Source organism: Actinoplanes sp. NPDC048791 (assembly GCF_040650095.1).
Taxonomy (GTDB): domain Bacteria; phylum Actinomycetota; class Actinomycetes; order Mycobacteriales; family Micromonosporaceae; genus Actinoplanes.
Genome location: NZ_JBEZGQ010000119.1, coordinates 1 through 13,713, shown reverse-complemented (window position 1 = coordinate 13,713; position 13,713 = coordinate 1). Strand labels below are relative to the sequence as shown.

Below are 13,713 nucleotides of genomic sequence, written 5' to 3'. Positions count from 1 at the left end.
ACGGCGCCTCCGGCTACGCGCCGCCCGACGGCGCTTCGGCCTACGGCCCGCCCGGGGGATATCCGCCGCCGCCGGCCGGTTACGGCCCGCCACCAACGGGTGGTTACTCGGCGCCACCAACGGGGGTTTACGGCTCGCCGCCCCCCGCCGCTGGGCCCGCAGGGCCATCCGCGCCGGGTGAGTCGCCGGCCGGACCGGGCCCCGATGATGAGTACTGGTCACGTCCGTCCAGCTGACGGGCCTACCGGCATCGACGGATGTGCGTCACCCGAACGGGTACCGTTGACGGACGAGGATGTGCCGGCCACCGCTGTCCGGACGCTTTCGTCTTGCCGCTCGGTGCGGGTTTTTCGCTGGACGGGCAGACGTGGCGCGATGACAACGGTGTCGGTGCGTACTCGTTCGATGACCGTCGTTGGGTGCCGCCCCGGGCGGGGTGTGGCGGAAAGGTGCTTTGAGCTGCGTCTATACCTGTCGGAAACGGGGTACGCGGGGCCTCTCAGTTAACAATATTTACTGTTGAGGCCGGGCTTTGCCGTGGGTCAATAGTTCCTTTCCGCCCTGGCGGGGCAGAACGTTCCAGTTTTGCGGCAGCCAGTACGCTCGATGTGATGGAAGCCCATCACGACCTGCGTAAATTCATCACTGAATTGCCCGTCGCGCAGCGTTGTGTCGTGCTTTCATCGGGTCGTGAAGTTGACTGTGTTGTCGACCCACGCCGTGTGACCGTGCAGTACCAGGACAGTTCCGACGACCGGGCGGGCGTCGGGACGGCCGCGGAACGGATCGTGAATCAACAATGTGGGGCGGCTCACTCCGGGGGCGGGGATCGAGAGCTCGACGACGTTGACCAGCGACCTGACGGCGACTGAGGCGTTGCAGGAGGCAGAGACCGAAGTCGGTGTCGCGGAATGGTTCGATCGGAGTGCGGACGCTGCCCGTGCGGGGTGCCGGACAGACGTACAGATCGGCCTACCGTTCGACCGATCTCGGCCTTACGGCCTGAAAGTTAGCCGGTTCGTTCCTGCGCACATGCAGGAGAATCGATGCAGTTGGTGGAAGGATGGAGATCGTGGGAACTGCGTTGGCGGAAATGACAATGCCTCAGATCTCGCCGCTTGCCGGCGAGCCAATTGAACGTGCCGATGCCGAGCGACTGGCGGGAGTGCTCAAGGCACTCGCCGACCCGGCTCGGTTGCGGCTGCTCAGCCTCATCCAGTCCGCTACGGACGGTGAAGCCTGCGTCTGCGACCTGACGGCCCCGCTGGGGTTGTCGCAGCCGACGGTGAGTCACCACCTGCGGATCCTGACGGAGGCCGGCCTGCTCGAGCGTGAGAAGCGCGGCGTGTGGGCGTACTACCGGCTGGTCCCCAGCGCGATCGCGACGATCGCGGACCTGCTGACCCCGCCGCGCAAGCGGGCCACCAAAAAGGCCCGCTGAGCAGACCCGACAAAGCCTGGCGTCACCGTTCATGGGGCGTGACGCCAGGCGGGCCACCTCCATCAGGATCCACCCCCCGGACCCGAGGAGTTGACGGGTTGAACTACGTGCCCGGCGATCTGCGCGACCAGCTCGCGCACGTGGGCTACGACGTGGTCCAGGCCGGACTGGTCTGTGGCTCCGGCGGCAATCTGTCCGCCCGGATCCCCGACGAGGACGCCTGCTGGGTCACCGCGAGCGGTGCCTGGCTGGACAGACTCAGCCGGACCAGCTTCGCACCGGTACGCATCTCCGACGGCGCGCCCGCGACCGTCGGCCCGCTGCCGTCACCACGGCTGGCCCCGACCAGCGAAATCGCCCTCCACCTGGCGTTGTACCGCGCCCGCCCGGACGTGAACGCGGTGGTCCACCTGCACCCGCAGACGGCGCTGCTCCTGGATGCGCTCGGTGAGCACATCCGCATCGTGACGACCGACCACGCCTTCTACCTGAAGCGTGTCTCCACTGTGCCGTTCCGCCTGCCGGGCAGCACCGAGGTGGCGGCGCTGACGGCGGCGATGGCGGCCGACGGCACAGACTGTCTGGTGCTCAGCCAGCATGGCTCTGTGGTCATGGCCGACTCCGTCGAGCTGGCCCACAAACGGGCCCGCAACCTGGAGGAAGCCGCGGCGCTGACCTATCGGGCGCTGACCCTGGGCCGGCTGGACAACCTCCGCGAAGTGCCGGAGGAGTTCCTGGACCGGCTGGCCACGCTGCCACCGTCGGCAGTCTCCGTCTGACAACCAGAAGTCCCCGTGACCGGCTCGTGTCGAGCCGGTCGCGGGACTTTCTGTGTCCCGATCTCAGGGCAGGCGCACGACGTGGGCGGACCAAGGACATCACAGTGGCGGTGCTCACTATGGCGATCCCCACACCGGCGGCCTGCGTGACGCGGCCGCGGTACAGCCAGGACCGGACGGTGCCTTCGGGCACCCGTTCCCGGTCGGGGATGGGAAGGTCGGCCAGATAACGCAGCACCATCGCCCGCCGTTGCGCGGCCGGCCGGGTGGCCAGGGCCTCGATCAGCGCGAGCCGCTCGGATCCGGGCCCGTCGACGACCGGCTCAGCCTGCTGGCGGCTGTGGAACGCACGGATCGTGCGTAATCGCGCCAGCGACTGGTCGCCAGGTTTCAGGCGGCCGGATCGTCGTAGCCGGACACCCTGCCGCCAGTGGGCCAGCGCTCAGCAGAATTGCTGCGCCCCGCCGCGGAATCTTTCTAGGCGGAGTGCCGGGGGCGGTGCTCGCGGTGTTCGTCGTCGTCGTGATCGACGATCGCCTCGGCCATGCCGGCCACGGTCGCCGCCGCCACGACGCCGATCGCCGTTGCCGGGCCCGGGTCCGCGGCGGCGGCCTTCTTCTTCGCCTTCCGCTCGCGGAGCATCTCGATGATGATCGGCAGCACCGAGATCAGCACGATCAGGGCGACCACCGGCAGGATGTAGCGGTCGATCTTGTCGCCGATGGCGTCGAAGATCTGCTGGGCCAGCAGGTAGCCGACCAGGATGATGCCGTCGCACCACAGGATCGCGCCGACCACGTTCCACACGAAGAACTGGCGGGCCGGCATGCCGAGGGTGCCCGCCACCGGGTTGAGGAACGTGCGGACGATCGGGATGAAGCGGGCCAGCACCACGGCCTTGGCCGGGCCGAACTTCTCGAAGTAGTACTCGGCCTTCTCCACGTACTCGCGCTTGAACAGCTTGCTGTCGGGCCGTTCGAACATCCGGCGGCCGTACCTCGCGCCGAGCAGGTGGCCCAGCTGGGCGCCCGCGATGGCGCACAGCGGGGCGCCGATCAGCAGGCCGGCCAGCGAGATGCGGGTGCCGTCACCGAAGATCGAGTCGGCCACCGGGGAGGCCGCCACGCCCGCCAGGAACAGCAGCGAGTCGCCCGGGAAGAAGAAGCCGACGAGCAGACCCGTCTCCGCGAAGAGGATCACCCAGACGCCGATCAACCCGAAGGTCTGCAGGAGTTCCTTCGGATTGGTCGGGTTCAGGGCGAGCTGCTCGGAGAGCGCATGGATGTCCACGAGGAGCCAGGGTACCGGCCCCGGCAAGCCCGGCACCTGTACGAATGCTGTGGATTACAGGCGGGGATCCACCGGCTCCGATTCCGCCGCGAGGATGGCGAAGACGAGTTCGTGGATCCGCCACAGCGCCGCACCCTCGGCCAGCCGGTCCAGCGCCGCCAGCCCCAGGCCGTGCTCGCGCAGCGCGAGGCCACGCTTACGGCCCAGCGACCGCTGCCGCAGCCGTTCCAGCTGTTCGGGACGGGTGTACTCCGGTCCGTAGATGATCCGCAGGTACTCCCGGCCCCGGCACTTCACCCCCGGCTGCACCAGCCGTCCCTTGGCGTCGGTCACGCCCAGGCCGCCGTACGGCTTCACCACCATCCCCTCGCCGCCCGCCGCGGTCAGCGCCAGCCACCAGTCGGTCGCGGCCTGTTCCGCGGCCGGATCGCCCAGCTCCACCACCATCCGCCGGGTCGGGGTGAACAGCACCGGATCCGCCGCGACGAGCTTGTCCGCGATGTCCAGGTGCCAGCCGTGATCCTTGTCCCGGTACGAGACGTTCTCCCCGGCCAGCACCGCGAACGGCGCCAGCGTCACACCGGTCAGCCCGTCGGTCGGCTGCACGTACGCCCGGTACGCCGCCGAGTAGCCCTCGATCTCCGTCGCCCGCAGCTCCAGCCGCGCGCGCAGTTCCGTGACGTCGAGGCCACGCCCGGCGACCTGCTCCAGCACCGACAGGGCAGCCGGCAGCGCGGCCCGTCCCGCGGCACCGACTCCCGCGTACCGCTCGCGGATCAGCCCGCCGGCCTTGGCCGACCACGGCAGCAGCTCGGTGTCGAGCAGCAGCCACTCGGTGTCCAGCTCGGTGAAGACCTTCCCGGCCGCCGCGCGCACGCCGGCCAGCAGCGTGGTGTTGCGCTCGGCGTCGAAGAACGGCCGACCGGTACGGGTCCAGATGGCGTCCCCGGCCCCCGAACGCGAGACGCGGACCACCGCCCGGGAGCCCATGTGCTTCTCCTCGCACACCACCGTGCCGACGCCCGCCGACCGCAGGTCCGCGAACGCCGTCGCCGGGTGCTCGAGGTAGCCCTCCTGCGTCGACGTCGAGCACGGCGCCATCGTCGGGGGCAGCCAGACCAGCGTGGCCGGGTCCAGGGCGAAGCGGCTCATCACCTCGAGTGCCGCGGCGGCGTTCTCCGCGGCGACCGTGGTGCGGCCGTACCCGTAGTCGAGGTGCCGGCGGCCGGTGACGTCGGCCAGGTCGAGGCCCTCGTCGGGCTTGGTGTCGACCGGGACCAGCGGGCGGGCCGGGGCGTAGTACTCCCGGGCGGCGGGGACCGACACCAGCTCGCGGGTCGGCCAGCGCAGCGCGGTCAGCTTGCCGCCGAAGACGCAACCGGTGTCGAGGCAGATGGTGTTGTTGATCCACTCCGGTTCCGGGATCGGCGTGTGGCCGTAGACGACCGCCGCCGAGCCGCGGTAGTCGCGGGCCCACGGGTAGCGGACCGGGAGGCCGTACTCGTCGGTCTCGCCGGTCGTCTCGCCGTACAGGGCGAAGGAGCGGACCCGGCCCGAGGCGCGGCCCTGGTAGGCCTCCTTCAGGCCGGCGTGGGCCACCACCAGCTGGCCGCCGTCCAGCACGTAGTGGCTGACCAGGCCGTCGATGAAGGTGCGGACCTGGGCGGTGAACGCCTCGTCCTCGCGGCCGAGCTGTTCCAGGGTCTCCGGCAGGCCGTGGGTGAGCTGCACGTTGCGGCCGTTGAGCTTGCGGGCCAGCTTCTGCTCGTGGTTGCCCGGCACGCAGATCGCCGTGCCGGCCCCGGCCATGCCCATGACCAGGCGCAGCACGCCGGGGGAGTCCGGGCCGCGGTCGACCAGGTCACCGACGAAGACCGCGGTACGGCCCTCCGGGTGCACGGCACCGACCGGGCGGCCGGAGTCGTCGCGGCTCAGGGCGTACCCGAGGGTTTCCAGCAGCGTCTCCAGCTCGGCCCGGCAGCCGTGCACGTCGCCGATGATGTCGAACGGGCCGGTGACCTCACGCTTGTCGTTGAACAGCTTCTCGTAGCGGATCGAGGCGGCGGCGATCTCCTCCACGCCGCGCAGCACGTGGATCTTGCGGAAGCCCTCCCGGGCCAGCTGCCCGAGCGAGCGGCGCAGGTCCCGGTGCATGCGGTTGAGGACCTGACGGCCGAAGGTACGGTCCGCCCGGCCCTGGGTGCGCTCCCAGGCCAGCGCCTCGGGCACGTCGAGGACCACGGCCACCGGCAGCACGTCGTGCTCGCGGGCGACCTTGACCAGCCCGGCCCGGGCGTGCGGCTGCAGGTTGGTGGCGTCGACGACGGTGAGCCGTCCGGCGGCCAGCCGCTTGCCGGCCACGTAGTGCAGCACGTCGAAGGCGTCGCCGGACGCGGACTGGTCGTTCTCGTCGTCGGCGACCAGGCCGCGGAAGTAGTCGGAGGACAGCACCTGGGTGGGCTTGAAGTGCTGCCCGGCGAAGGTCGACTTGCCGGATCCGGAGATGCCGACCAGCGCGACGAGCGCGAGCTCCGGGATGTCGATCTGGGTCATGCCTCCTCCTTCTCCTTCACGAACACGGCGAGCTGGGTCGGTGCGCCGGCCTTCTGGTCCTCGTCGCCCACGCCCCGGAAGCTCACCCGGTAGCCGTGCGCGGACGCGGTGCGGGCGGCCCACTCCTGGAATTCGGCGCGGGTCCACTCGAAGCGGTGGTCGGAGTGCCGCATTCCGGTCAGGCCCTCGTACAGGCCGTTGTATTCGACGTTCGGGGTGGTCACGATGACCGTCGCCGGGCTCGCGTGGCCGAACACCGACGCCTCCAGCGCGGGCAGGCGCGGCGGGTCGACGTGTTCGATGACCTCCATCAGCACCGCCGCGTCGAAGCCGCGCAGCCGGTCGTCGCGGTAGGTCAGCGCCGACTGCCACAGCGTCACGCGGTCCCGCTGGCGCTCGGGCACCCGGTCCAGCCGCAGGCGCTTGTGGGCCAGGTCGAGGGCACGTGAGGACACGTCCGTGCCGACGATCTGCGTGTACCGGCGGTCCTTGATCAGGGCGCCGAGCAGCGCCCCCTGGCCGCAGCCGAGGTCGAGCACCCGGGTCGCGCCGGACTCGGCCAGCGCGGCCAGGACCGCGTCGCGCCGCTGCTCGGCGAGCGACTGCTTGCGGGCCACCGGCAGCTCGGCCTCCTCGTCGGTCACCGTGTCGGCCGGGGCGTCGACGGAGTCCGGGTCCAGCCGGTCGAGCTGCTCGAGCGCGCTGGCCGCCAGCGACCGCCGGTGGGCCAGATAGCGCCGGGTGATCAGCACCTTCTCCGGGTGGGCGGCCAGCCAGCCCTCGCCCGCGCGCAGCAGCTTGTCGATCTCGTCGGGCGCCACCCAGTAGTGCTTGGCGTCGTCCAGGACGGGCAGCAGCACGTACAGGTGGTTCAGCGCGTCGGCCAGCCGCAGGGTGCCGGTCAGGGTGAGGTCGACGTACGGGCTGTCGCCGTCCAGCGGATGCCCGGCCGGGACGTCGTCGAGCGGGATGGGCGTCGCGGTGACCGTCCAGCCCAGCGGCTCGAACAGGGCGGCCGCACTGCCCCGGCAGCGCAGCACCGGCACGTGGATCTCCAGCGGGAGGGCCGCGCCGGCCAGCTCCGGGCGGTCCTTGGACTCGCCGCGCAGGGCGCTGCGGAACACCTTGGCCAGGGCGCCGGCGAGCAGGCTGGACGCCGCGTACGGGCGGTCGTTGACGTACTGGCCCAGCGCGAACGACTCCGGTGCCGACTGCTGCTTGCGACCGCCGCGCGCGGCTCCGAGGCGCTGCGGGTCGACGTCGAGCAGCAGCGCGGCGGTGCACCGGTCCTCGGCCGCGTCCGGGAACAGGACGTGGGCCGTGCCGGTGGGCACGTCGAAGGAATGCACCTTGTCGGGGTGCTTGACCAGCAGGTAACCGAGGTCGGTGGCCGGCCGGTGGGTAGTCGTCACGGTGAGCAGCACCGGCTGATGATCGCAGCGCGGGGCCATCGGCAGCGACTGATTTGACGGGCGGCGCAATGATTCGCGGGTCCGTGGCCGTCGTAGGAGCGGAGGTGCCCGTGACCTACGAGGAGTTCGCCGACAGCCGGCTCGGCGCCCTGCTGCGGTACGCCGTCATGCTCACCGGTGACCAGCACACGGCGCAGGACCTCGTGCAGGAGACGATGGTCCGGGTCCAGCTGAACTGGCGGCGGGTCGCCGGCAGCGACTCTCCGGACGGGTACGTCCGCAAGATGCTCACCAACCAGTTCGTCGACCTGCGCCGGGGCTCGTGGGTCCGGCGGGTGCTGTTGCGGCCCGAGCCCGATCCGGCCCGCGCGGCGCCCAGTGACCACGCCCAGGAGAGCGCCGAGCGGGACCGGGTCTGGACCATGCTGGCCCGGCTCCCGCGTCAGCAGCGGGCGGCTCTGGTGCTGCGCTACTACGAGGATCTGCCGGATGCCGAGATCGCCGAGGTGCTCGGCTGTGCCGTGGGCACGGTTCGTTCGTCCATCTCGCGAGCGCTCGTCACGCTCCGTACCGAGTTCGTGGAGGCCCGATGACCCCGATCGAGGAAGAGCTGCGGGCCACCTTCGAGCGGCACGAGGCCCTGACCCCGGCCGTCGGCCCGGTGCGGGCCGGGATCGAGGTGGCTTCGGTACGCGCCCGACGCCGCCGCATGATCCGCCGGGTCGCCACCGCGGCCGTCGCCGTGCTGATGGCCGGATCCGCCGTACCGGTGGTCCTGGAGCGGTGGCAGCGCGACCCGGCACCGTCGGTGCCCACCGCCGAGCTGCTCGGGACTGAGCCGGCGCCGGCCGGCCCGCTGGATGTGTTGCTGCTGGGCAGCGACAACAGGCTCCGCTGGCAGGATCGGAACCGCCGGGCCGACACGGTCATGATCATCCACGTGCCGGCCGACCGCACCCGGGCCTATCTGGTCAGCCTGCCGCGCGACGGCGAGGTGAAGCTGCCGGGCGGGGAGGGCAAGTTGAGCGAGACGCTCTTCCTCGGTGGCCCGGAGCTCACCGAGAAGACCGTCTCCGAGCTCACCGGAGTCACCTTCGACGCGACCGTGACGGTCGATTTCCGGGCGCTGCGAGCCGTGACCGAGGCCGTCGGTGGCGTTCGGGTGTGCCTGCCGCAGGCCGTCAAGTCGGCGCACAACGGCAAGACGTACCCGAAGGGCTGTCAGCAGCTGACCGCGGCCGACGTCGTACCGGTGCTGCAGGCCCGCTACGGCCTCCGGAACGGCAGCTACGACCGGGACCGCAACGCCCAGCTCTTCCTGCGGGCGCTGGCCGGGAAGCTGGCCGCGGACGGGACCGTGACCGATCCCGCCCGCGTGCACGCGCTCCTCACCGCCGCCCGGGACGGGCTGGAGATCTCCGGTGACCCGGCGGCGTTGCTCCGGGCGGCCGGCTCACTGGGCTCGCCCGGGTCACCGGTCGGGATCAGCGAGCGCACCTTCCACGGCATGGCCAACGGCCGGGAGCAGATCTACGCCAAGGTCGGTCCGTCGCTGTACGCCGCGCTCCGCGACGACACGCTTCCCGCCTGGATCGCCGCAAACCCGGCATACGTCGTGAAATAGGGCTCAGCGGTAGTCGTCGTCGAGGGGAACGCTGCGTCCCTGTTCCTGGGCGTCCCATTCCGGCGCCTCCAGGGACCGGCTCACGGCCGGCTCCTCGGCGTCGTCGGCCCAGGCCGGATCGGCCACCGCGGCCTGTTCGGCCGCGTCGCCCTCGGGCGCTTCCAGGTCACGCTCGTCCTGCGGGTAGGTCATGGCCGGCTCCCTTCACGTCGCGGGTCACTCCCTCATGCTGCACCGTCCCCGCCGCGCCCGGCCCGCAAACCGGGGCGAGGGTAACGGGGCGATTTCCGTGCCGGTCCCCCGCTGCGGAATACTGCCTGCTGGAGGACAGCGCGGTCCTGCCCTCTGCTTCGCATTCTGAGATCAAGGAGCGCACCGATGCCCATCGCTTCCCCTGAGGTCTACGCCGAGATGCTCGACCGCGCCAAGTCCGGCGCGTTCGCGTACCCCGCGATCAACGTGACGTCCTCGCAGACGCTCAACGCCGCCCTGCAGGGCTTCGCCGAGGCCGGCAGCGACGGCATCGTCCAGATCTCCACCGGTGGCGCCGAGTACGCCTCCGGCCCCACGGTCAAGAACATGATCACCGGCGCGGTCGCCCTCGCCGAGTACGCGACCGAGGTCGCCAAGAACTACCCGGTCAACATCGCGCTGCACACCGACCACTGCCCGAAGAACAAGCTCGACGCGTACGTGCGCCCGCTGCTCGCCCTCTCCAAGGAGCGCGTCGCGAACGGCCAGGCGCCGCTGTTCCAGTCGCACATGTGGGACGGCTCGGCCGTACCCGTCGACGAGAACCTGCAGATCGCCGAGGAGCTGCTCGCGCAGGCCGCCGCCGCGCACATCATCCTCGAGATCGAGGTCGGCGTGGTCGGTGGCGAGGAGGACGGCGTCTCCGCCGCGATCGACGACAAGCTCTACTCGACGGTCGAGGACGGCCTGGCCACCGCCGCCGCGCTGGGCCTGGGCGAGAAGGGCCGCTACATGACGGCCCTGACGTTCGGCAACGTGCACGGCGTCTACAAGCCCGGCAACGTCAAGCTGCGCCCGGAGATCCTCAAGGAGATCCAGGAGGCGGTCGGCGCCAAGTACGGCAAGGAGAAGCCGTTCGACCTGGTCTTCCACGGCGGCTCCGGCTCGCTGCTGTCGGAGATCCACGGCGCCCTGGACTACGGCGTGGTCAAGATGAACATCGACACCGACACGCAGTACGCGTTCACCCGCCCGGTCGCGGACCACATGTTCCGCAACTACGACGGCGTGCTGAAGATCGACGGCGAGGTCGGCAACAAGAAGCAGTACGACCCCCGCGCCTGGGGCAAGCTGGCCGAGGACGGTCTGGCCAAGCGCGTCGTCGAGGCGTGTGAGCACCTGCGTTCGACGGGCACCTCGCTCCTCAAGTGATCTTGTCGAACGGCCGGTCCCCGTACGTGGGGGCCGGCCGTTCTCGTGTTGCCGGACTACGCAGAGGCGTGGGTACGATCGTCGTCTTGTCCGGAAGAGGGCGGTGATCATGCTCGGTATCGAGGGGTATGAACCCGAGTGGCACCACGACGCCGAGGCCCTCGCTGCCGTCCACAGAGCACGGTTTTCCCGGCTCATCGGCCGTGAGCTGGTCGGCGGCTGGCTGATGTGGGACATGTCCGAGCGGGGCTGGTTCGCCGACGGCCCGGTGATCCTCGGCTTCGGTGGCGCCAACGTGGAAATCACTCACCGCAAGTTCGACGAGTGTGCAATCACCTGGAACCAGGTCGACATGAGCGCACCCATCGAGTGGTACGCCACCGGCATCCAGCTCGACTGGCGGGCCGACCCGCACGCGGCGCTGCGCAACGCCCGGGGCCGGAGGCTGCGCGAGGTCAACATCATCGAGCGCACCACGGTCAAGGAGTGGCGGCCCCGGGTGCTGCACGCCGTCGAGTTCCTCTTCGAGGGGGCGCGACTGGCGGTCTTCAACGCGATGGACGAGAACGGGCTGACCGACGTACCGGAAATGGATCTGCCGGTGCACAGCTGGCGCCGGGTGCACGTCGCCTGACCGGCCGGGGGCTGGCCCTACCCGCGGGACGCCGGGCAGCAGGATTCTGCCGGTCCGCAACCATCCCTAGCGTCGAGGACATGAAGATGCTCCTCGCGGGCCTCGCCGTTCTCGGCCTGGCCGCCGCGACCCTACCGGCCACTTCGGCCTCCGCCCACCGGTCCGACCGCGGCCAGCTGATCACCGCGACCCCGTTGCGGACCCTGACCACCGGAGCGGACGTCGCCGACGCGCTCACCGAAGCGAAGTTCGACCCCGCACCCGCCCGGTACGGCGTCGACACGTACCAGCTGATCTACCGCACGGTCGACCCGGCGGGCCGGCCCACCGTCGCCAGTGGACTGCTGGCCCTGCCCCGGAACGGTGCCCGGCAGCTGCGCACGGTGTCCTACACGCACGGCACCGAGCTCAACCGGCTCGACGCGCCGTCCCTGACCGCCGACGGCTGGGGTGTCGCGCCGGCTCTGACCTTCGCGTCCGCGGGCTTCGCCGCCGTCGCGCCGGACTATCTCGGCCTGGGGCTGGGACCCGGGCCGCACCCGTTCCTGGACGTGCCTTCGGAGACCACCGCGGGGGTGGACCTGCTCCGGGCCGCACGTGCTTTCGTCCCGCGTACCGGCCGCGAGCTGGGCCGGGACGTGCTGGTCACCGGCTTCTCCCAGGGCGGGTCGGCCGCGACCGGACTGGCCAAGGCCCTGCACGGCGGCGCGGACGACTGGTTCCGGCTGCGTGCGCTGGCGCCGATCTCCGGGGCGTACGACGTGCGCGGTGTCGAACTGCCCGCCCTGATCGACGGCACGGTCGAACCGCCGTGGAACGTGGGCTACACCGCGTACCTGATGGTCTCGTGGAACCGCCTGCATCACCTCTACGACGACCCGGCCGAGGTCTTCAACGACAAGATCGCGGACCGGGTCGAGGGGCTCTACGACGGCGTGCACGACGGCGACGACCTGGGTGAGCTTCTGCCCATGCGGCTCGACCAGCTCTACACCCGGCACGGGTTGAAGCTGCTCACCGAACCGTCGGGGCCGTTCGCCGCCGCGTTGCGGGTGCACGACGCGACGTGTTCGGGCTGGCAGCCGGGCGTACCGGTGCGGTTGCTCGTCTCTGCCGGCGACGAGCAGGTTCCGACCGCGAACGCCGAGCACTGCGCGGCGTCGTTCCGGACGGTGCCCGTGGTCGACGTGGGCGACCTGAAGTACGAGGGCTCGATCCACCTCGGCTCGAACATCCGCGGCACCGCCGCGGCGGCCACCTGGTTCGCGAGCCTGCGCTAATTCCCGCCTCCGCCGCCACCACCACCGTCGCCTCCGCCGCCGGACCAGCCGCCACCGTCTCCGCCGGACCAGCCGCCGCCATCGCTGCCACCGCCGCCATCTCCGCTTCCGGAGTGGTGGCGGTGGTCGGTGTCTCCGTAGGTGTAGAGCACGCCTGAGCCGCCGCTGAGGTGGCGGTTGCTGCCGGACGGGCGTGTCCCGGTCGTGCGACGGCTGGTCCAGACCGCGACGCCGACAGCGGCCGCGAGTCCCAGAACGAACAGGATCGTCACCATGACCGCAGTGTGCGGCATGCCTGCCACCCAGCCGTAATGGCTTTGCAGGAGTTGGCGCCGGGCCGCTTCAATGCCGGTATGGATCTCCGTCGAGTCGACCTGAAGGCCCTCAACTCCCTGACCAAGTACCCGTCGATCCCGACCTACCACCTGCTCGACCCGCGCAACGGGGGTCTGCAGGACGAGGCCGTGGTCTTCTCCGGGCCGGTCGTGGGAACCGAGAAGGTCGACGGTACGAACGCCAGGATGATCCTGACCCCCGGTGGCGGCTGGCTGATCGGGTCGCGCGAGGAGCTGCTGCATGCCCGGGGTGACCTGATCTTCAACCCGTCGCAGGGCGTCGTCGCCGCGCTGAAGCCGGTCGCCGAGGCGCTCGCGCCCGTCGCCGGCGACGAGATCCGGGTCGTCTACGTCGAGCTGTACGGCGGCAAGGTGGGCTCCGCCGCCAAGCAGTACACCAGCGACCCCACCCGGTACGGCTGGCGGTGCTTCGACGTGCTCGTCCTGCGCGACCCGGCTGAGCAGCTCAGCTGGCCCGCCGAGCAGATCGCCGCGTGGCGCGACGGTGGCGGGCAGACCTTCCTCGCCGAGGATGAGCTGGCCGGCGCTGCCCGCGATGCCGGGCTCGAGCTGACGCCGCGGCTGTTCACTGTGGATGCCGCGGAGCTGCCGACCGACCTGGAGAAGACCAGCGCCTGGCTGGCGGAGCAGCTGCCCGAGTCGCGGGTGCGGCTGGACGCCGGGGCGCCGGGCGGGGCCGAGGGCATCGTGCTGCGCAGCAACGATCGCAGGGTGATCGCCAAGGCCCGGTTCCAGGACTACGGCCGTACCCTCAAGCGCCGCCGTTGAGGTAGCTCTCCACCGCCGCCGACGTGCGCTCGACGTCGCCGGTGGCGAGGAGATCCAGCAACGCTCCGCGCAGCACCGCGAGGGTGAGGGTCGCCCGCTCGGTCCCGGGCCGCCCGGCCGTCAGCACGGCGAGCCAGTCCTGCACCGTGGCCCGGGCGAAGACGGCCCACGG

Annotated in this window: 13 protein-coding genes and 1 pseudogene; 9 read left to right on the top strand and 5 right to left on the bottom strand. The window is 70.9% G+C overall.

Annotation, left to right across the window (positions count from 1 at the left end; genetic code table 11):
* Positions 1-611 precede the first annotated feature (611 nt).
* The 3 genes from AB0C29_RS12100 (at position 612) to AB0C29_RS12090 (ending at position 2,220) form a co-directional block, all read left to right on the top strand.
* On the top strand, positions 612-872 hold the full coding sequence (locus AB0C29_RS12100; RefSeq protein ID WP_360818941.1) for a hypothetical protein: 261 nt from the start codon (positions 612-614) through the stop codon (positions 870-872).
* A gap of 191 nt (positions 873-1,063) precedes the next feature.
* Positions 1,064-1,441, top strand: a complete 378-nt coding sequence (locus AB0C29_RS12095; RefSeq protein WP_092549981.1) for a helix-turn-helix transcriptional regulator — start codon at positions 1,064-1,066, stop codon at positions 1,439-1,441.
* A gap of 107 nt (positions 1,442-1,548) precedes the next feature.
* The gene (locus AB0C29_RS12090; RefSeq protein WP_360818944.1) at positions 1,549-2,220 is read left to right on the top strand and encodes a class II aldolase/adducin family protein; all 672 of its coding nucleotides are present in this window, start codon (positions 1,549-1,551) and stop codon (positions 2,218-2,220) included.
* A gap of 477 nt (positions 2,221-2,697) precedes the next feature.
* Here AB0C29_RS12090 and AB0C29_RS12085 read toward each other — a convergent pair whose 3' ends face one another.
* Genes AB0C29_RS12085 through AB0C29_RS12075 form a run of 3 tightly spaced genes read right to left on the bottom strand, consistent with a single transcriptional unit; the run spans position 2,698 to position 7,487 of the window.
* Positions 2,698-3,510 (bottom strand): DedA family protein, encoded by an 813-nt coding sequence (locus AB0C29_RS12085; RefSeq protein ID WP_360818938.1) that lies wholly within the window; start codon positions 3,508-3,510, stop codon positions 2,698-2,700.
* A gap of 54 nt (positions 3,511-3,564) precedes the next feature.
* Entirely contained in the window at positions 3,565-6,063 is a 2,499-nt protein-coding gene (locus tag AB0C29_RS12080; RefSeq protein ID WP_360818935.1) for a polynucleotide kinase-phosphatase, read from the bottom strand.
* Complete coding sequence (locus tag AB0C29_RS12075; RefSeq protein WP_360818932.1) at positions 6,060-7,487, bottom strand: 3' terminal RNA ribose 2'-O-methyltransferase Hen1; 1,428 nt, start codon at positions 7,485-7,487, stop codon at positions 6,060-6,062. Before AB0C29_RS12075 ends, AB0C29_RS12080 begins: the two co-directional genes overlap by 4 nt.
* A 98-nt stretch (positions 7,488-7,585) precedes the next feature.
* Between AB0C29_RS12075 and AB0C29_RS12070 the strand changes: the two genes are divergently transcribed.
* Both AB0C29_RS12070 and AB0C29_RS12065 read left to right on the top strand, forming a co-directional pair.
* Positions 7,586-8,068: a SigE family RNA polymerase sigma factor gene (locus AB0C29_RS12070; protein ID WP_360546889.1), complete on the top strand. Its 483-nt coding sequence runs from the start codon at positions 7,586-7,588 to the stop codon at positions 8,066-8,068.
* Positions 8,065-9,099 (top strand): LCP family protein, encoded by a 1,035-nt coding sequence (locus AB0C29_RS12065; protein WP_360818929.1) that lies wholly within the window; start codon positions 8,065-8,067, stop codon positions 9,097-9,099. The genes AB0C29_RS12070 and AB0C29_RS12065 overlap by 4 nt, the downstream gene beginning before the upstream one ends.
* 3 nt (positions 9,100-9,102) lie before the next feature.
* Here AB0C29_RS12065 and AB0C29_RS12060 read toward each other — a convergent pair whose 3' ends face one another.
* Positions 9,103-9,291, bottom strand: coding sequence for a hypothetical protein (locus AB0C29_RS12060; protein ID WP_360818926.1), 189 nt, complete (start codon positions 9,289-9,291; stop codon positions 9,103-9,105).
* Between the two features lie 186 nt (positions 9,292-9,477).
* Here AB0C29_RS12060 and fbaA point away from each other — a divergent pair, with 186 nt between their 5' ends.
* The 4 genes from fbaA to AB0C29_RS12040 all read left to right on the top strand — a co-directional run bounded on the left by fbaA (position 9,478) and on the right by AB0C29_RS12040 (position 13,541).
* Positions 9,478-10,503 (top strand): class II fructose-bisphosphate aldolase, encoded by a 1,026-nt coding sequence (gene fbaA / locus AB0C29_RS12055; RefSeq protein WP_360818923.1) that lies wholly within the window; start codon positions 9,478-9,480, stop codon positions 10,501-10,503.
* A 109-nt stretch (positions 10,504-10,612) separates the two neighbouring features.
* Positions 10,613-11,137, top strand: a complete 525-nt coding sequence (locus tag AB0C29_RS12050; protein WP_360547140.1) for a hypothetical protein — start codon at positions 10,613-10,615, stop codon at positions 11,135-11,137.
* A gap of 80 nt (positions 11,138-11,217) precedes the next feature.
* Positions 11,218-12,417 carry a lipase gene (locus AB0C29_RS12045; RefSeq protein WP_360818920.1) on the top strand — a complete coding sequence of 400 codons (1,200 nt, stop codon included), beginning with the start codon at positions 11,218-11,220 and terminating at the stop codon, positions 12,415-12,417.
* A gap of 353 nt (positions 12,418-12,770) precedes the next feature.
* On the top strand, positions 12,771-13,541 hold the full coding sequence (locus AB0C29_RS12040) for an RNA ligase family protein (RefSeq protein ID WP_360818917.1): 771 nt from the start codon (positions 12,771-12,773) through the stop codon (positions 13,539-13,541).
* Here AB0C29_RS12040 and AB0C29_RS12035 read toward each other — a convergent pair.
* Positions 13,525-13,713, bottom strand: a pseudogene (locus AB0C29_RS12035) (TetR/AcrR family transcriptional regulator); the annotation flags it as partial. The gene AB0C29_RS12040 and the pseudogene AB0C29_RS12035 sit on opposite strands and share 17 nt — an antisense overlap.

Bases quoted from the DNA above. Each gene is read 5' to 3' on its own strand.
- AB0C29_RS12100 (WP_360818941.1), top strand. From the start codon at position 612: ATGGAAGCCCATCACGACCTGCGTAAATTCATCACTGAATTGCCCGTC.
- AB0C29_RS12095 (WP_092549981.1), top strand. From the start codon at position 1,064: ATGGAGATCGTGGGAACTGCGTTGGCGGAAATGACAATGCCTCAGATC.
- AB0C29_RS12080 (WP_360818935.1), bottom strand. From the start codon at position 6,063: ATGACCCAGATCGACATCCCGGAGCTCGCGCTCGTCGCGCTGGTCGGC.
- AB0C29_RS12065 (WP_360818929.1), top strand. From the start codon at position 8,065: ATGACCCCGATCGAGGAAGAGCTGCGGGCCACCTTCGAGCGGCACGAG.
- AB0C29_RS12060 (WP_360818926.1), bottom strand. From the start codon at position 9,291: ATGACCTACCCGCAGGACGAGCGTGACCTGGAAGCGCCCGAGGGCGAC.
- fbaA (WP_360818923.1), top strand. From the start codon at position 9,478: ATGCCCATCGCTTCCCCTGAGGTCTACGCCGAGATGCTCGACCGCGCC.
- AB0C29_RS12050 (WP_360547140.1), top strand. From the start codon at position 10,613: ATGCTCGGTATCGAGGGGTATGAACCCGAGTGGCACCACGACGCCGAG.
- AB0C29_RS12045 (WP_360818920.1), top strand. From the start codon at position 11,218: ATGAAGATGCTCCTCGCGGGCCTCGCCGTTCTCGGCCTGGCCGCCGCG.
- AB0C29_RS12040 (WP_360818917.1), top strand. From the start codon at position 12,771: ATGGATCTCCGTCGAGTCGACCTGAAGGCCCTCAACTCCCTGACCAAG.